14 protein-coding genes and 1 pseudogene are annotated in these 17,544 nt (G+C 40.7%); 10 read left to right on the forward strand and 5 right to left on the reverse strand.

The genetic code is table 11. The features are described 5' to 3' along the window. Positions 1–95: 95 nt before the first annotated feature. Positions 96–926 carry an alpha/beta hydrolase gene (locus EDC41_RS06985; protein ID WP_006251930.1) on the reverse strand — a complete coding sequence of 277 codons (831 nt, stop codon included), beginning with the start codon at positions 924–926 and terminating at the stop codon, positions 96–98. 225 nt (positions 927–1,151) lie between these two features. Here EDC41_RS06985 and EDC41_RS06990 point away from each other — a divergent pair, with 225 nt between their 5' ends. From EDC41_RS06990 to EDC41_RS07000, 3 genes and pseudogenes are all read left to right on the forward strand, one after another. After that, positions 1,152–2,693: a YjjI family glycine radical enzyme gene (locus tag EDC41_RS06990; RefSeq protein WP_006252591.1), complete on the forward strand. Its 1,542-nt coding sequence runs from the start codon at positions 1,152–1,154 to the stop codon at positions 2,691–2,693. 2 nt (positions 2,694–2,695) lie between these two features. After that, on the forward strand, positions 2,696–3,484 hold the full coding sequence (locus tag EDC41_RS06995; RefSeq protein ID WP_006248445.1) for a 4Fe-4S cluster-binding domain-containing protein: 789 nt from the start codon (positions 2,696–2,698) through the stop codon (positions 3,482–3,484). A 12-nt stretch (positions 3,485–3,496) separates the two neighbouring features. Beyond that, positions 3,497–4,754, forward strand: a pseudogene (locus tag EDC41_RS07000) (NupC/NupG family nucleoside CNT transporter). Between the two features lie 78 nt (positions 4,755–4,832). Here the strand turns inward: EDC41_RS07000 and EDC41_RS07005 are convergent. The 4 genes from EDC41_RS07005 to EDC41_RS07020 form a co-directional block, all read right to left on the reverse strand. Continuing rightward, positions 4,833–6,842 (reverse strand): UDP-glucose:protein N-beta-glucosyltransferase, encoded by a 2,010-nt coding sequence (locus tag EDC41_RS07005; protein ID WP_006251935.1) that lies wholly within the window; start codon positions 6,840–6,842, stop codon positions 4,833–4,835. 9 nt (positions 6,843–6,851) lie between these two features. Further along, entirely contained in the window at positions 6,852–8,189 is a 1,338-nt protein-coding gene (gene rimO / locus EDC41_RS07010; RefSeq protein WP_006251936.1) for a 30S ribosomal protein S12 methylthiotransferase RimO, read from the reverse strand. Positions 8,190–8,343: 154 nt separating this feature from the next. Further along, the gene (gene mtnN / locus EDC41_RS07015) at positions 8,344–9,036 is read right to left on the reverse strand and encodes a 5'-methylthioadenosine/S-adenosylhomocysteine nucleosidase (protein ID WP_006248449.1); all 693 of its coding nucleotides are present in this window, start codon (positions 9,034–9,036) and stop codon (positions 8,344–8,346) included. Positions 9,037–9,093: 57 nt separating this feature from the next. Continuing rightward, positions 9,094–9,315, reverse strand: coding sequence for a SlyX family protein (locus EDC41_RS07020; protein WP_006248450.1), 222 nt, complete (start codon positions 9,313–9,315; stop codon positions 9,094–9,096). A gap of 87 nt (positions 9,316–9,402) precedes the next feature. Here EDC41_RS07020 and fkpA point away from each other — a divergent pair, with 87 nt between their 5' ends. The 7 genes from fkpA (at position 9,403) to rpoB (ending at position 17,306) form a co-directional block, all read left to right on the forward strand. Continuing rightward, complete coding sequence (gene fkpA, locus EDC41_RS07025; RefSeq protein ID WP_006248451.1) at positions 9,403–10,128, forward strand: FKBP-type peptidyl-prolyl cis-trans isomerase; 726 nt, start codon at positions 9,403–9,405, stop codon at positions 10,126–10,128. A 96-nt stretch (positions 10,129–10,224) separates the two neighbouring features. Further along, positions 10,225–10,881: a helix-turn-helix transcriptional regulator gene (locus tag EDC41_RS07030; RefSeq protein WP_006248452.1), complete on the forward strand. Its 657-nt coding sequence runs from the start codon at positions 10,225–10,227 to the stop codon at positions 10,879–10,881. Next, positions 10,881–11,258 (forward strand): sulfurtransferase complex subunit TusD, encoded by a 378-nt coding sequence (tusD, locus tag EDC41_RS07035; RefSeq protein ID WP_006248453.1) that lies wholly within the window; start codon positions 10,881–10,883, stop codon positions 11,256–11,258. Before EDC41_RS07030 ends, tusD begins: the two co-directional genes overlap by 1 nt. A gap of 1 nt (position 11,259) precedes the next feature. Next, complete coding sequence (gene tusC / locus EDC41_RS07040) at positions 11,260–11,631, forward strand: sulfurtransferase complex subunit TusC (RefSeq protein ID WP_006248454.1); 372 nt, start codon at positions 11,260–11,262, stop codon at positions 11,629–11,631. 9 nt (positions 11,632–11,640) lie between these two features. Then, entirely contained in the window at positions 11,641–11,916 is a 276-nt protein-coding gene (tusB, locus tag EDC41_RS07045) for a sulfurtransferase complex subunit TusB (RefSeq protein ID WP_006248455.1), read from the forward strand. 70 nt (positions 11,917–11,986) lie between these two features. Further along, a complete protein-coding gene (locus EDC41_RS07050; protein ID WP_020824286.1) occupies positions 11,987–12,931 on the forward strand; it encodes a hypothetical protein in 945 nt (314 codons plus the stop codon). A gap of 349 nt (positions 12,932–13,280) precedes the next feature. Continuing rightward, positions 13,281–17,306: a DNA-directed RNA polymerase subunit beta gene (gene rpoB, locus EDC41_RS07060; RefSeq protein WP_006251938.1), complete on the forward strand. Its 4,026-nt coding sequence runs from the start codon at positions 13,281–13,283 to the stop codon at positions 17,304–17,306. Positions 17,307–17,544 lie beyond the last annotated feature (238 nt).

The following is a 17,544-nucleotide window of genomic DNA, read 5'->3' on the forward strand; positions in this document are numbered from 1 at the left end:
TTTTGTCAGAACTTCAAGTTCAACAAACCCCGATGGAAACATCGGGGTTTTGTTTTTTCAGAATTGTGTAATGTAGATATGATTACCTTTATCCATTACTTGCGCAGCAGTGAAAAATGTAAAAATTCCACAAAGTGATCTGCCCAGTGCATTTCGTGGTGGATTTCATTTGCCATAATCCGCAGGCGGATATTGTCTAACGGCACGCCAATCCGAATCAGTGCTTGGTAGTAATTGAGCGAACAATCAATATAGGTTTGGTTCGTATTAGAGATAAAGTGCGAATCGATTTCATCGCCTTCGTTAGTGCCAACCTGAATAAACACTTTGGTATTGGGTTGTAACGGATATTGGTGCGTAAAACGCAGAAAATCCGGCTCACTAAACCAAGAGGCAAGCGAAAACACCCCTAAATGCCCGAAAATATGTGGGTAGCGGCTGCCCATATAAGCGGTGATAATGCCACCCATTGAACTGCCTGCCAATAAGGTATGTTCTTGCTGAGGCTTGGTGCGATAGTGAATATCAATAAAGGGTTTAACCGTTTCCACCACCCATTTGGCATATTCCTCCCCTAAGCCTCCGGCATTTCGGGTTTCAGGGGTTGAGCCGGTGGTTGTTTTCCACGGGCCGTATTCATTTAAGCGATTAGCTCCTGCGTTATCAATGCCGACAATAATCATCTTCGGTAATTCTTGGTGTGATTTAATGGTTGGAATAATTTTCCAAGAATGCCCCGAATAAGACTCTTTGCTGTAAAACACATTTTGCCCGTCGTGCATATATAACACCGGATAACGTTCCCAACCTTCGTTGTGATAATCCTTCGGCAATAGTACCCGAATGCGGCGGTGATGGTGTAAATAGGGAACATATAAAAAATGCTCCTGCATTTCTAAATAGTGGTTAAGTGGTTTTTGTACCATCAGTCTGTCCTTTTGCTTAAATTGTGGCGTATTTTACACCTTAATCAGTCTGAGTTAAAACAAGCGGTCAGAAAAAGTCAAAAATTTGCAAATTGCTGTTACCTAACGCAATCGGTTGCCTTATGCTTTTGAGGAATATAAAAGAGAAACTGTGATCTAAGTCACAGCAATTTTTATTCGGTTTGACTAAAATCCGAACTATCACTTAATAGAGAGGAAAATGTTATGCAGGCTTCATTACAAGATATTCTTGAGGTAGTAAAAGCAAAAAATCTCACTTATCAGCAAAAATTGATGAGTTTAGGCAATATTGCTGAGCGGTTATTTAACCCGATTGAACTACTTGGCTACACTGAAGAAGAGTGGGAACACATTGAAAATCAGATGATTTGCGATTTAAATGAAGGTTATGCGATTTATCGCCCACGTTATATTTTGCCTGATTATAATGTGTATATGCAAAAAGGTTGCCAATTCTTAGATTTACCTCCGCCAACCAATTTAGATGAAGCCTTAGACGGCTTGTTAATTCTGTATTCACACGTTCCGTCCATTACTACTTTTCCGGTGTATATCGGGCGTTTAGACCAACTGTTAGAACCGTTTATAACCGATGAAGAGCAAGATTACATTAAAATCAAGCGTTTCTTAAATCATATCGATAAAACCATTTCCGATTCTTTCTGCCACGCTAACATCGGGCCGAATGACACCAAAGCCGGTCGTTTAATCTTAAAAGCGGTGATTGAGCTTGAAAACACTACACCGAATATGACGATTCGTTATGATAAAACCAAAACATCGCGTGAATTTGCCGAACTGGCGGCGAAAGCGTGCTTGTTGGTGTCCAAACCGTCTTTTGCTAATGATGCCTACTACATTCAAGATTTAGGCGAAGAATACGGAATTGCAAGCTGTTATAACGCCTTACCGGAATGTGGCGGTGCTTACACTCTGACCCGCCTGCGTTTAGGTACTATCGGGCGTGCTTGTGCGAGTGTTGAACAAATGGTCAATGAGATGCTGCCGAAAGTGGCAAAACTCGCCCTTTCCACGATGGATAAACGGCATAAATTCTTGGTGGAAGAAAGCAATTTCTTTGAAAGTAGCTTCTTGGTTCAGGAGGGCTTTATCAAACGTACTAACTTCACAAGTATGATTGCGATTGTAGGTCTTGCCGATGCGGTGAATCATTTACTCAAGCAAGAAGGTTTAAATGAAACCTTTGGGCAAAGCAAACGTGGCGATGAAATTGCGACGCTGATTATGGATAAGCTCCAAGCAGTAAATGACGCTCATAAAGGGCTGTATGTTGAACGAACCAATAACCAATATCTGTTACACGCTCAAGTGGGGGCAAATAACCACGCTGAAGACAAAATGAACACGCCGGCACACCGCATTCGTGTGGGCGAAGAGCCAACCTTATTGGCACACTTAAAACAGTCTGCTCCTTTCCATAAATATTTCCCATCCGGTACGGGGGATTTATTCGCCTTTGACCAAACCTACACTGATCATTTAGATGCGGTGGTGGATATTATTGACGGCTCGTTCGCCCAAGGTTATCGCTACATTACCACTTACCTGAAAAATACTGATTTGATTCGAGTGACAGGCTACTTGGTGAAAAAAAGCGAGGTTGAACGTTATCGCAAAGGCGAAGCGGTATTGCGTGATACCACTTGGTATGGTTCAGGCACCGATGATTGTGCGAAAGTGTTCGACCGCCAGCTGCGTGATGAAGAAAATGTGAATGCAGGGTAACAATGGCTGCACTTTCTGAGATTTTTGTGCCGTTACACCGCATTATCCCCTTCTCGAATGTAGAAGGGCAGGGCAATCGTACCAGCATTTTTCTACAAGGTTGCAAGCTGAATTGCCTGTATTGCCATAACCCGGAAACCATTCCACGTTATAGCAAGGAAGCAAAACAGGTTAGCTTGCAATACTTGTACGATCAAGTGATGGAGGCAGTTCCCTTTATTCGAGGAGTCACTATTTCGGGTGGAGAGCCAACCATTCATCATAAAAAATTAGTGCCACTGTTCGAGGCGTTGCGTGAGCAAGGGCTAACCTGTTATTTAGACAGCAGCGGCTTTTTTGATTTTGAGGCAACAGAGCCGTTAATTAATGTTACCGATAAATTTCTGTTCGATCTCAAAGGAGATGGGGCGGGCTTACAAACGCTATGCTTTGATCGGAAAAACCAAGCCGGCAAAGTGCCTGAACAGGCTCTTCCAAACGTGAATCATATTAAACCTGAAAACTTGGCTCGCAATTTGCAAAATTTAGCCAAATTATTACCGCTTGATAAGGTGGAAGAAGTACGTTTGGTTTACCTCAATGAGTTTTATAACGCCCACCATTTGCTCGAAAAAGTGGCTGACCTACTTAAACCTTACCCAGATGTACTACTTAAAATTATTCGGGTACACACCAAAGGAGCGAGAGATGAAACAGGCTTGGCTCGTTTTGTACCCACTATCGAGCAAACCGATGAACTGGCAGCATTTGCAAAACGGCACGGTATTCAAAAAGTTATTACTATTTACTAATGGAGACTTACGATGGATATACTAATTAGCATAATTGGTGTTTTTGTGTTATTAGGCTTAGGTGTTTTATTATCAAATAATCGCAAAGCCATTAAATTTCGCACAATTTTGGGCGCTTTGGCGATTCAAATTGGTTTTGCCGCTCTTATTCTTTACTTTCCAGCGGGAAGAAATGCATTGCTAGCTACTGCAAATTGTGTGAGCAATATTATTAATTATGGTAACGAAGGTATTAGCTTTGTGTTTGGCAATTTAGCGAATCCGAGTAATAGCAGCATTGGTTTTGTGTTTGCGGTTAAAGTATTGCCTATTATTATCTTCTTCTCTGCGTTAATTTCAATGCTTTACTACCTTGGTGTGATGCAATGGGTGATTAAAATTATTGGTGGAGCATTACAAAAAACACTAGGCACTTCCAAGGCAGAATCAATGTCAGCGGCAGCTAATTATTTTTGTTGGTCAGACAGAAGCTCCTCTAGTTGTAAAACCATACATTAGCCGTATGACAGAGTCAGAATTATTTGCCATTATGGTTGGTGGAACTGCTTCAATTGCTGGTTCCGTTATGGCTGGTTATGCCGGAATGGGCGTTCCTTTAACTTATCTTATTGCGGCCTCCTTTATGGCTGCACCAGCTGGGTTACTATTTGCTAAATTAATGTATCCTCAAACGGAAACCTTGGAGAGTAAAGCAGATGACAATGTTGAAGTTGAAAAGCCAAATAACGTGGTTGAGGCCCTAGCTAATGGTGCTAGTGCAGGTGTTACTTTGGCTATTAATGTCGGTGCTATGTTAATAGCATTTATTGCAGTGATCGCTTTATTAAATGGCTTTATTGGTGGCATTGGTAATTGGTTTGGTTATGAGGGGCTAACCTTACAAATTTTATTAGGTTATTTATTCCAACCACTTGCTTTCTTAATCGGTGTGCCGTGGCAAGATGCCGATATTGCAGGTCAAATGATAGGTATGAAACTTGCTGTTAATGAATTTGTCGGATATCTTGAGTTTGCTAAATATCTACAGCCTGATGCTGTGGTGCAATTAAGCGATAAAACTAAGGCAATAATTACTTTTGCTTTATGTGGTTTTGCAAACTTTAGTGCAATTGCGGTATTGATTAGTGGTATCGGAAGTATGGCACCAAGTCGGCGTTCAGATATTGCTCGTTTAGGTTTAAAAGCAGTGATTGGCGGCACATTGGCGAACTTAATGAGTGCAACTATAGCGGGTTTCTTTATTGGTTTAAGTGGTGCCGCATTAGGTTGATACAAGCGGTTAAATTGACTCACTTTTTTGCAAAAAGCCCAAGTAAGTTAAATGACTACTTGGGCTTTGTTTAATGAACTAGCTCTTAGTTTCGGTTTTTGCTGCGTTATCCTTTTCCGCTTTGGCTGTCTGTGTTTTCGAAGTTGTCTGTTTTTTTGCGGATTGGCTAGCAGTAGCTGCTTTTCTTACTTTCTTTGTTTTAACTTCTACTTCCGCATTTTTAGGGTTTTTATCCGCTAACCATGCCTGCACTTTAGCTAAGAATATTTGTCCCATCGGGCGAGGATCGCCAGAAAATAATGTTTGTAATTTATTATTTTCAATAATGTCGCGTCTAATTGCTAAGCGTTCTTCGTGGTTTTCCGCTAAACGAATAGCTTGAGTAACGTATTCCTCTGCTGTTTGGGTAATTAACCAATTAGGTAGCCCGAGGCGCTTAAATAAACCTTCATCAATATGTTCATGAACTTCAGGGCCTGTTTTACAGACACCAACTAAACCAAGCGTAACCATATCGATAATGCCGTTTGTATTTCCAAATGGGAATGGATTTAGCATCATATCGCAATTATGTAGAATATTTAGATATTCATCATATGGCGAATGTGGGTGTGCGGTTGCATCATTTCCTAAATAGCTTTTGATAAAACGTTCCACATAAGGATGCGTAATTCCACTAGATTGCCCTAATGCAAAATGGAAATGAGTTTTTACCTTCGCCCTATCACGAATGGCTTTTAATGCCTCTAAGAAATATGGGTTTAATTTCATAGTGGTTGATGCAATTCCGATATGGATAACCTCTGGATTTTCACGTAGGTTATAGACCACATTTTGAGGCGCTAATGCGGAAGGCACATAGGGTAGCGCATCTTTTGGAAGACGTAATAATTGTTCACTAAAGCAGCTTTCGGAACCAACATAGTCATCTTCTACGATGACATATTCAATAAAATCAGAGTGTGTAGTTGCCGGATGACCTAGCGCAACAGCTTGAATTGGTGCTAGGCGAGTGTTACTAGCGAAAATAGTGGTTAAATCCATTCCAATGCTAGGCATATAGAATACGGCTGGATTATTTTTATCACAGATATCTTTTAAAAAGCTTAAGCGGTCAAATAGTGAGCCATCTTGTGGTAATAAATGAAATTCGTCGAATACCTGTTGCCCCATTTCATCTACAGCATCACTGCCTAGCCCAATAAGATGGAAATGTTCGCGTGCAGCAACCATTGAGGTTGAATGAGTACGATAAATAGAATGTGATGAATGGAAATGCTCCAATAATACTACCATGACAGGTTTATTATTTCTGGTACCAAGCTGTTCAATTTTTCTATCTTCCCAACCGACAGAAAGTAAATGACGACGAATTACAGCATTTAACGACCGTTTTACATTATGTTTATTTGCTTCAATATCATAACTGCAATGCATATAAACATCGTGTGAAATGGCGCTCGGTAGCTTGTTCAAGTTTTCAATTTGCGCTAATTTTTCTGGGAACCATTGCAAAATAGCCGCGCGTTTTGCAAAAGCAGAGGATGTACCAATAAATCTAGGTGATTGGAGTGCAAAACAAAGTGATGCGGTGAGATCTGATGAAGCATTCCATGCAGCATCTAGATTCAATAAAATATTAGATTCCGGTAAGTATAAAATACAGAACTTAATTAGTGCTTGTAATGTGGCATCTAAATCAACCGTATTTGGATTAGCAGATTCTTTATTTCTATTGTAAGTACGCAAGATATGGTCTGCGTTTACGTATGGAGAACTGGCAAAAATTAATGCTATCCAGCGTTGTAATGTCAGAAAACGCATAGCACCGTGTTCGGAGATCTCTAATGCAGGATCTTCAAACAAGCGAGTAATCGCTACCGCCATTCGAGTACAGAAATAGATAGCTTTATCATTTTCTAAATTTTCAATCTGCTCTGGCATATTCAATTCAATATTGGAAATGCCACCAAAATTACTATCTAATTTTGAAAGGATAGACAGTAGCTCGGTACAAGCCGATTCATAATCTTTTTTCGCGACCGCCTGCTCAAAACGGATGACGCTAGGCATATTTTCTGCTGACATAATGTATCCTTAGTTGTTTAAAATTCCCCACAGATCATACTCATCTGCATGTGTAATGGTTACTGAAATAATTTGCCCTACTGTCACTAATTGGTTTGAAGGATTATCTACATAGACTACACCGTCAATTTCCGGTGCATCTGCCATTGAGCGACCGATAATGCCTTCTTCGTCAATGTCATCAATAATTACTTGTACGGTTTTGCCGATTTTTGCTTGTAAGCGAGCAGCGGAAATTTCTTGTTGTAGTTGCATAAAACGGTGGAAACGTTCCTCTTTTACTTCTTCCGGCACTTGATCCGGCATATCGGTAGCAACAGCACCTTCCACTGGGCTGAATTTAAAGCAACCAACACGATCTAATTGTGCTTCTTTTAAGAAATCGAGTAATAGTTGGAAATCTTCTTCTGTTTCCCCCGGGAAGCCGACAATAAAGGTAGAACGCAGAGTTAATTCAGGGCAAATTTCACGCCATTTTTTAATGCGTTCTAAGGTTCTTTCGATTGAACCCGGGCGTTTCATCGCTTTTAAGATTTTCGGGCTGGCGTGTTGGAGTGGAATATCCAAATACGGCAAAATTTTGCCGGCAGCCATAAGCGGAATTAAATCATCTACGTGTGGGTATGGGTAAACATAGTGCAAACGCACCCACACGCCCATTGAGCCTAATTGCTCACATAGCGTAATTAAATTACTTTTAATCGGCATACCGTTCCAGAAAACGGTTTTGGTTTCTTCTTCTTTTTTGCGATCTAACGAATAGGCTGAGGTGTCTTGTGAGACGATTAACAGCTCTTTTACCCCGGCATCAACTAGGCGTTTTGCTTCATCTAATACTTGCACGATAGAACGGCTTGCTAAATCGCCACGCATTGAAGGAATAATGCAGAAAGTGCAGCGATGATCGCAGCCTTCGGAAATTTTCAAATAAGCGTAATGCTTCGGTGTTAATTTAATCCCTTGTTTTGGCACTAAGCTGGTGTAAGGGTTAAATTCCGGTTTTGGCACATATTTATGGACGTGGTTCATTACCGCCTCATAGCTATGTGGCCCTGTAATTTCCAATACTTTAGGGTGTACCTCACGAATTTGGTTTTCTTTTGCCCCTAAACAGCCGGTGACAATTACTTTTCCGTTAGCTTCTAACGCTTCACCAATGCTTTCAAGAGATTCTTGTACTGCGGAATCAATAAAACCGCAGGTGTTTACAATCACAAGATCCGCATTTTCATAACTAGGGATGATGTTATAACCATCCGCACGCAGTTCGGTCAAAATACGTTCGGAATCAACTAAATTTTTAGGGCAGCCTAAGCTGATAAAACCAATATTTGGTGAAGCACTCATATAACTCTCAATAACTAAAAAGAAAAATGCCTACAATTTTTGTCTGTAGGCAAAAAACTAACAAGATTCTACAAAATCTTGCCCAAAATAGCGATAACAAGCGGTCAATTTTTAATAAACATTTACAAACTTGAAATTTCGCTAACAATTAAAATTAATCGATATTATTTAGCATTGCTAATACAATCGTGGAAGATTTTTCTGCGGCTAATGGCAGAAATTCTTCAAAAGAAAGGTGGGATTCTTTGTCCGCTACATCCGATACTGCTCTTACGATTACAAATGGAAGGTTAAAACCGTGACAAACCTGCGCAATGGCTGCTGCTTCCATTTCGACTGCAACGACATTCGGGAAATTCTGACGAATTTGATTAATCTTATCATTACCGTTAATAAAGGCATCGCCGCTACAGATTAAGCCTGAAACCACATTGTAACCGGCTTTTTTCGCTTCCTTTTGAGCTAATTCGACTAATTGCTCGTTTGGCGAAAATGTTGGCGGGTTTGCCGGTAGTTGCCCGATTTCATAACCAAAGGCGGTCACATCAACATCGTGATAACGAACTTCGGTTGAAATCAAAATATCACCTACGTTTAAATCTGGATCTAATCCACCGGCAGAGCCTGTATTAATAATCATATCCGGCTGGGTGAGCTGTATCAGTAAGGTAGTGCCGATGGCGGCAGCAACTTTGCCGATACCCGATTGTAATAATGCCACACGGGTATTGTTAATTTTGCCTTCAAAAATTTTACAACCTGCTAATTCAGTGACTTTAGGTTCAACCATTACTTGGCGTAAAATCTCAATTTCTTGTGCCATCGCACCAATAATACCAATTTTCATTACTTTCCTTCTCTAATGTATTGTTTATTTTTTGAAAAAAACGCTATTTTAACAGCATTAATAGTGAGGAGGGGGTGTTTCTTCTGCTTGTGAAGCAACTTGGCTTAGTTGAGCCCCTTTCAATTTCTCAGCAATATGGCGAATCTGAGTTTGTAACTTATCAATTGCAAATTGTTGCTCAATAAGTGCTTGATTTAACTCTTCAATAATCAGCTCTTGGAAAGCAACTTTAGTCTCCAATTCGGTAATTTTTGCCGATAATGTATAATTATTATCCATTTTTTACTAAAAAAAGGTTGTGTGAAAAGGAATTACACTTTACCCTATCTTAAATTTTCTTAACAGTTATTTTTATAAGGAAAAATTATGTTAAAAACCAAATTATCATTATTTACTCTTATTGTTGGCACACTTTTTAGTACAAATGTGATGGCAGAAGAAAAAGCAGATCCTAAATTTGTGGATGATTCCTCTTATGCCGTGGGTGTATTAATGGGTAAAAATATTAATGGTGTGATTGAGTCACAAAAGGATATTTTTACCTATAACCAGGATAAAATCTTAGCCGGTGTTCAGGACACCTTAAAGAAAACCGGTAAATTAACCGATGAAGATTTGCAAAAGCAGTTAAAATCGTTAGATGCCTATTTATCTGCGAAAGAAGCAAAGATTAACGAAGAAAAAACCAAAGCAACGGTAGCTGCAGGCGATAAATTCCGTGCTGATTATAAAAAACAGTCTGGCGTAAAAGAAACGGCTTCAGGCCTGTTATATAAAATTGAAAAAGCAGGTGAAGGCAATTCACCAAAAGCGGAAGATACTGTGAAGGTGCATTACAAAGGCACTTTGACTGATGGCACGGTATTTGACAGCTCTTACGACCGTGGTGAGCCGATTGAATTTCAGTTAAATCAATTAATTCCGGGTTGGATTGAAGCGATTCCTATGTTGAAAAAAGGCGGTAAGATGGAAATTGTAGTGCCACCTGCATTAGCTTATGGTGATCGTGCCGCAGGCAAAATTCCAGCAAATTCAACCTTGAAATTTGAAATTGAATTATTAGATTTTAAAGCAGCAGATGCTAAGAAATAATTCGTTATTCCTTAATTATTGAAGATACGTAAGCGGTTAGATTTATTATAATATTTGCAAAAAATGTGATAAAACTAACCGCTTGTAATTTGTATTATGACCAAAAAATTCACGCCTTTTTCTGACGAAGATCACGCCATTCTTGCTTCTTACTTTCCGATGGTAGATGGGATTGCGGCACTGATTGGTGAGCATTGCGAAATTGTATTGCATTCGTTAGAGTTTCTGGAACATTCGGCAATTTATATTGCTAACGGACACAATACTAACCGTAAAATCGGCTCTCCGATTACTGACCGTGCATTGAAATCGCTGCATCATATGGCAACGGATAGCGTCTCCAAACCTTATTTTACCAAGGCAAAAGGTGGCGTTTTAATGAAGTCTATCACTATTGCGATTCGTAATGGTAAACAGCACGTTATCGGGTTACTGTGCATTAATATTAATTTGGAAGTACCTACCTCACAGTTTCTCAATTCTTTTATTGCCCCTGTAGATACCGCTTCAGAAGTTACTTTTGCCAGTTCAGTAGAAGATTTGGTTTCACAAACGATTCAAACGACCATTGATGATGTGATGGCAGATCGTCAAATTTCTAACAATAATAAAAATCGTCAAATTGTGATTTCGTTATTTGAGAAAGGGATTTTTGATATTAAAGATTCCATTAACCAAGTAGCGGAGAAGCTGGATATTTCACGCCATACTGTGTATCTCTATATTCGTCAAATTAAGCAGGACAATGATTAATGGATTATGTATTAGCGATAAAATCACCGGTTTATGGTTCACAAGGGGCATTTTTAGCCTACCAAGTGGCGGAAGAATTATTAAAAGCCAATCATACAATTTGCCAAATATTCTTTTTTCAAGAAGGCGTGAGCAATGCTAATGCCTTAGTGAATCCAGCAAGCGATGAAGTGAATTTAGTCGAGATGTGGAAAAAATTGGCTAAATTGCACCGCTTGCCTCTGCATTTGTGCATTGCTGCTGCCCAGCGTAGAGGCGTGGTGGATGAGCAAATCTCAGCTAATGCAACACATAATTTAGCCGAAGGATTTACCCTAGCCGGGTTAGGCGAATTTAGCCAAGCAGTATTAAAAGCGGATCGATTACTGACTTTTTAAGATGAAGAAATATAAACTTGCCTTTTTATTTACCCAGCCACCTTTTGGTTCGGCAGTTAGCCGTGAGGGGCTAGATGCCTTGCTTGCAGCTAGTGCTTTTTGTGACGAGCAAGAGATAGCTATCCTCTTTATCAATGATGGCGTATTTAATCTCATTGCCGATCAACAGCCGGAAAAACTCTTACAAAAAGATCATATTTCCACCTTCAAATTATTGGAGTTGTATGACTTAACTGAATGTTTTATTTGCCAAGAAAGTGTAAGTTTACGAGGGCTGGATAATGCAGATTGGTTACTGCGAATGCTTCAATTTAAAACTCACGCTGAGATGATCGCATTGCTCAATCAAGCTGAAAAAGTAATGACGTTTTAAGGAATATTTATGCTTTATACCCTTTCCAAAGCGAATTATGATGAAGAAACCTTAAACTTCTTTTTCTCACATCTTAGTGAGAACGATGCGGTTGTTCTGTGGCAAGATGGCGTGCTACAAGCGGTCAAAAGTCCGCAATTTTTTGCAAAATTGCCCCGTTGCTATTTATTGGCACAAGATGTGCAAGCTCGAGGATTGCAAGAGAAGCTCACTGCATTTCAGTGCATTTCATTATCCGAATTAGTCAAATTAACAGCGGTTTATTTTCCCCAGGTTGCACTGTAACCTAGAGAGGATATTTTTTGTAATACCAAATAATTTAGATTATGATGTGATTCCTAAAAAGGAGAATATTATGAAAACAAAATGTCTTATTCCGCTACTAGCACTTACACCTGTTATGGTGATGGCAGAAGAAAATAACACTTGGGTAGACAAGAAACATGAAACAGTAAGCACTACCTTAGATCGTTGGGCAAACAATATTAACAGTTGGCTAGGTGATGTAGACCCAGATAAACCGGGAACGGCTTCTTTACGGGTAATGTTAGATAGCCGTTGGGATAAACACGATAAATTTACTTATAAGCCCCGTGTTCGTGGTAAAATCAAACTCCCTATCTTGAAAAAGCATCTAAATGTCGTATTTGGTGATGACGAACTGGATAATGAGCTTACCGATAAAAATCATGCTGGAAAATTGTATAAAAACGTCAATCCAAATAAACGCTATAACTCTCGTGAAGCGAGAGATTCGAACTCTTCTATCGGTTTACGTTGGTCTGATGGCATTAAGGCTTTAGGGATTGAGACCGATTTAGATGCTGGTATTCGTTCGGGAAGCGATATTTTCGGGCGTTTACGCATCAGTAAAGATTGGAAAATCACCGACCAGTTCAGTACCCGCCTAGAGCAAATTTATCGTTACGGTTCAGAGAGCAAGCACTATTTACGTACTAACTTTGAAAATAAATATACCGAAACGGATACCACCTTTATTATGAACCACACCAATTTTGAATATCGTCATGATGTAGATGAAGAAAGAAGTTGGGGGAATAGTTTATATCGTCAACATAACTTCAAACCACTCACGCACATCAGCTATGGTATCAGTATGGGGGGGCGTTTAGATAAAGAGTTATCAAAATTTAACTATTGGGGTCCATTTGTCTCCTATCGTCAACCAATCTGGCGCAACTGGCTCTTTATCCAGCCTGAAATCAGTTTTTATAACGACAAAGATAAAGATCGTAAGCACTTTATTCAGACATTTGTACGTTTAGAGGCTATCTTCTAGCTATTAAGCCTCAAGTAGAATCTTGGGGCTTGTTTTTGCAAGCGGTCAATTTCTTGCCAAAATTTACAAAATCCGCTATAATTCCTAACCATTTTTAGCAAAAATTGGCTGACGGCTTGACCGGTCAGCCTTTTGTGCTTGAACGCAAGGGCTGATTTTGTCATTTTAATCAGCAAAATTTGCAAATTTCCTGCCCAATTTGACCGCTTGCAGTAGCGATTTCTGACTGCTTGATTGGCGATTGGAAAATGACATCTCGTACAGTTTTTATAATGCCACTTCCAACCGAGTCTTTCGTGTCGGATTGTGTAATCTCAACCAAAATATATTTCAGAGGCTATCTTAAAAAATGGCATATTCATATTCCGAGAAAAAGCGTATCCGTAAGAGCTTTGGCAAACGCCCACAAGTTCTGAACGTACCTTATCTATTAACAATTCAGCTTGATTCTTTTGAAAAATTTATCGAAAAAGATCCTGAAGGGCAGCAAGGTTTAGAAGCGGCATTCCGTTCTGTTTTCCCGATTGTGAGCAACAATGGTGCAACAGAATTACAATACGTTTCTTACGAATTAGGCGAGCCGGTGTTTGACGTGCGTGAGTGCCAAATTCGTGGTACAACCTACGCTGCACCATTACGCGTGAAATTGCGTTTAGTCTCTTACGATCGTGAAGCCGCAGCCGGTACGGTAAAAGACATTAAAGAGCAAAACGTGTATATGGGCGAAATCCCATTAATGACCGATAACGGTACTTTCGTGATTAACGGCACCGAGCGTGTTATCGTTTCTCAATTACACCGTAGCCCAGGTGTGTTCTTCGATTCTGACAAAGGTAAAACCCACTCTTCGGGTAAAGTGCTTTATAACGCACGCATTATCCCTTACCGTGGTTCTTGGTTAGATTTCGAGTTTGATCCGAAAGATAACTTATTTGCCCGTATCGACCGCCGTCGTAAATTGCCGGCAACCATTATTCTACGTGCATTAGGCTACACCACCGAAGAAATCTTAAATTTATTCTTCGAGAAAATTAAATTTGAAATTGCCGATAATAAATTATTGATGACGTTAGTGCCTGAGCGTTTAAGAGGCGAGACTGCATCATTTGATATTGCAGCAAACGGCAAAGTATATGTTGAAATGGGTCGCCGTATTACCGCTCGTCATATCCGTGCGTTAGAAAAAGACAATGTGACCCAAATTGAAGTGCCGGTGGAATATATTGTCGGCAAAGTAGCGGCTCAAGATTACGTTGATTTATCTTCAGGTGAAGTGATTTGCCCGGCGAATATGGAAATCTCGATGGAGATGTTGGCGAATTTATCACAAGCCGGTTACAACCAGATCGAAGTATTATTTACCAACGATTTAGACCACGGTCCATATATTTCTGAAACCTTACGTGTTGATCCAACTTACGACCGTTTAAGTGCGTTGGTTGAAATCTATCGTATGATGCGTCCGGGCGAACCACCAACGAAAGAAGCGGCAGAAGCATTATTCGATAATATGTTCTTCTCGGCAGAGCGTTATGATTTATCGGCAGTAGGTCGTATGAAATTCAATCGCTCGTTAGAAATTCCGGAAGGCGTAGGCAGCGGTATTTTAAGCAACGATGACATCATCGGTGTGATGAAAAAATTAATCGAAATCCGTAACGGTCGTGGTGAAGTGGATGATATCGACCACTTAGGTAACCGTCGTATCCGCAGCGTTGGTGAAATGGCAGAAAACCAATTCCGCATTGGTTTGGTGCGTGTAGAACGTGCGGTGCGTGAGCGTTTATCTTTAGGCGATTTAGATGGTGTAACACCACAAGATTTAATCAACGCTAAACCGATTTCAGCAGCAGTGAAAGAGTTCTTTGGTTCATCACAACTTTCGCAATTTATGGACCAAAACAACCCGCTTTCAGAGGTAACACATAAACGCCGTATCTCGGCATTAGGCCCGGGTGGTTTAACCCGTGAGCGTGCCGGCTTTGAAGTGCGTGACGTACACCCGACTCACTATGGTCGTTTATGTCCAATCGAAACTCCTGAAGGCCCGAATATCGGTTTGATCAACTCACTATCGGTGTATGCTCGTACTAATAACTACGGTTTCTTAGAGACTCCATTCCGTAAAGTGGTGAATGGTCAAGTAACCGAAGAGATCGAGTATTTATCTGCGATTGAAGAAAGCAACAATATCATTGCACAGGCGAACTCAAACTTAGATGAGAACTTCCGTTTTACCGATACTTATGTAACTTGCCGTCAGCAAGGCGAATCGGGCTTATTCAAACCGGAAGAAGTTCAATATATGGACATCTCAACCCAACAAGTGGTTTCTGTGGCTGCGGCGTTAATTCCGTTCCTTGAGCACGACGATGCGAACCGTGCGTTAATGGGTGCGAACATGCAACGTCAGGCAGTTCCAACCTTGCGTGCGGACAAACCATTAGTCGGTACCGGTATGGAAAAACCAATTGCTCTTGACTCAGGTGTAGCGATTGTCGCAAAACGTGGTGGTACGGTGCAGTATGTTGATGCGTCACGCATTGTAGTGAAAGTAAATGAAGATGAAACCATTCCGGGCGAAGCGGGTATCGATATTTATAACTTAATCAAATACACCCGTTCAAACCAAAACACCTGTATCAACCAAGTACCTTGTGTGAACTTGGGTGAGCCGGTTGCTCGTGGTGAAATCTTAGCGGACGGTCCTTCAACAGACTTAGGTGAATTGGCATTAGGTCAAAATATCCGTGTGGCATTTATGCCTTGGAACGGTTATAACTTCGAAGACTCAATGTTAGTTTCTGAGCGTGTGGTACAAGAAGATCGCTTTACCACTATCCACATTCAAGAATTATCTTGTGTGGCGCGTGATACCAAATTAGGTGCAGAAGAGATCACCGCTGATATTCCAAACGTGGGTGAATCTGCATTAAGCAAATTAGATGAATCAGGTATCGTTTACATCGGTGCAGAAGTGAAAGGTGGCGACATCTTAGTAGGTAAAGTAACTCCTAAAGGTGAAACCCAATTAACACCGGAAGAAAAACTATTGCGTGCGATCTTCGGTGAAAAAGCCTCTGATGTGAAAGATTCATCATTGCGTGTTCCAAACGGTACTTCAGGTACGGTTATCGATGTTCAAGTATTTACCCGTGATGGCGTAGAGAAAGATAAACGTGCGAAAGAAATCGAAGAGATGCAACTGTGTGAAGCGAAGAAAGACTTAGCGGAAGAGTTGGAAATCTTAGAAGCCGGTTTATTTACTCGTGTTCGCAACCTATTAATTGAAGGTGGCGTAAAAGAATCTGCATTAGATGGCGTTGCTCGTGAAAAATGGTTAGAACAAACCCTTGAAGACGAAGCGAAGCAAAATCAGTTAGAACAGTTAGCGGAACAGCACGAAGAGTTACGCAAAGAATTTGAACGTAAACTTGAGATCAAACGCAACAAAATTATCCAAGGCGACGATTTAGCACCGGGTGTGTTAAAAGTAGTGAAAGTTTACCTTGCGGTGAAACGCCAAATCCAGCCGGGTGATAAGATGGCGGGTCGTCACGGTAACAAAGGGGTTATCTCGAAAATCAACCCTGTGGAAGATATGCCATACGATGAAAACGGTCAGCCGGTTGAAATCGTATTGAACCCGCTGGGCGTACCGTCTCGTATGAACATCGGTCAGATCTTAGAAACCCACTTAGGCTTAGCGGCTCGTGGTATCGGTGATCAGATTGATAAGATGATCAAACAGCAACAAGAAGTGGCTAAATTACGTGAATATATGCAAAAAGCCTACGATTTAGGTCACGGCTCACAAGTCGTTGATTTAAGCACTTTCTCTGATGAAGAAGTGATGCGTTTAGCGCAAAACTTACGCAAAGGCTTACCGCTTGCTACTCCGGTATTCGATGGTGCACACGAAAGCGAAATCAAAGGCTTATTAGAGTTAGGCGGCTTACCGACTTCAGGTCAGATCACACTTTATGATGGTCGTACCGGTGAGAAATTTGAGCGTCCGGTAACCGTTGGTTATATGTATATGCTCAAATTGAACCACTTGGTTGATGATAAAATGCACGCTCGTTCAACCGGTTCTTATAGCCTTGTTACTCAACAACCATTGGGTGGTAAAGCTCAATTCGGTGGTCAGCGTTTCGGTGAGATGGAGGTTTGGGCATTAGAAGCATACGGTGCGGCTTATACTCTTCAAGAAATGCTTACGGTGAAATCGGACGATGTGAACGGTCGTACGAAGATGTATAAAAACATTGTAGATGGTACACATTATATGGAGCCGGGTATCCCTGAATCCTTTAACGTAATTACCAAAGAGATCCGTGCATTAGCAATTGATATGGAGCTGGACGAAGCGTAATGGTTTCACTCTCCCCCTTGATGGGGGAGAGACAGGCAAAGGATTTGTTCAGAATCCTTTGGCAGAGAGAGGGTGATGCAAGCGGTGTAAATTTGCTAAATTTTTGCAAAAATCGACCGCTTACCCTCTCCCTGATTTTGCTTCTGAACGAGGCAAAATCTATCCCTCTCCCACAAGGGGAGAGGGTTTAAAATCGCAACCAAATTCGTAGAGTGGATATTCTTTCCACCAAACAAAA

The organism is Mannheimia haemolytica (assembly GCF_004342115.1).
Classification (GTDB): domain Bacteria; phylum Pseudomonadota; class Gammaproteobacteria; order Enterobacterales; family Pasteurellaceae; genus Mannheimia; species Mannheimia haemolytica.

Excerpts from the sequence above, each read along its gene's own strand:
- EDC41_RS07030 (WP_006248452.1), top strand. The coding sequence starts at position 10,225 with ATGACCAAAAAATTCACGCCTTTTTCTGACGAAGATCACGCCATTCTT.
- tusD (WP_006248453.1), top strand. The coding sequence starts at position 10,881 with ATGGATTATGTATTAGCGATAAAATCACCGGTTTATGGTTCACAAGGG.
- EDC41_RS06990 (WP_006252591.1), top strand. The coding sequence starts at position 1,152 with ATGCAGGCTTCATTACAAGATATTCTTGAGGTAGTAAAAGCAAAAAAT.
- tusB (WP_006248455.1), top strand. The coding sequence starts at position 11,641 with ATGCTTTATACCCTTTCCAAAGCGAATTATGATGAAGAAACCTTAAAC.
- mtnN (WP_006248449.1), bottom strand. The coding sequence starts at position 9,036 with ATGAAAATTGGTATTATTGGTGCGATGGCACAAGAAATTGAGATTTTA.
- EDC41_RS07020 (WP_006248450.1), bottom strand. The coding sequence starts at position 9,315 with ATGGATAATAATTATACATTATCGGCAAAAATTACCGAATTGGAGACT.
- fkpA (WP_006248451.1), top strand. The coding sequence starts at position 9,403 with ATGTTAAAAACCAAATTATCATTATTTACTCTTATTGTTGGCACACTT.
- rimO (WP_006251936.1), bottom strand. The coding sequence starts at position 8,189 with ATGAGTGCTTCACCAAATATTGGTTTTATCAGCTTAGGCTGCCCTAAA.
- EDC41_RS07050 (WP_020824286.1), top strand. The coding sequence starts at position 11,987 with ATGAAAACAAAATGTCTTATTCCGCTACTAGCACTTACACCTGTTATG.
- EDC41_RS07005 (WP_006251935.1), bottom strand. The coding sequence starts at position 6,842 with ATGTCAGCAGAAAATATGCCTAGCGTCATCCGTTTTGAGCAGGCGGTC.
- tusC (WP_006248454.1), top strand. The coding sequence starts at position 11,260 with ATGAAGAAATATAAACTTGCCTTTTTATTTACCCAGCCACCTTTTGGT.
- EDC41_RS06995 (WP_006248445.1), top strand. The coding sequence starts at position 2,696 with ATGGCTGCACTTTCTGAGATTTTTGTGCCGTTACACCGCATTATCCCC.
- EDC41_RS06985 (WP_006251930.1), bottom strand. The coding sequence starts at position 926 with ATGGTACAAAAACCACTTAACCACTATTTAGAAATGCAGGAGCATTTT.
- rpoB (WP_006251938.1), top strand. The coding sequence starts at position 13,281 with ATGGCATATTCATATTCCGAGAAAAAGCGTATCCGTAAGAGCTTTGGC.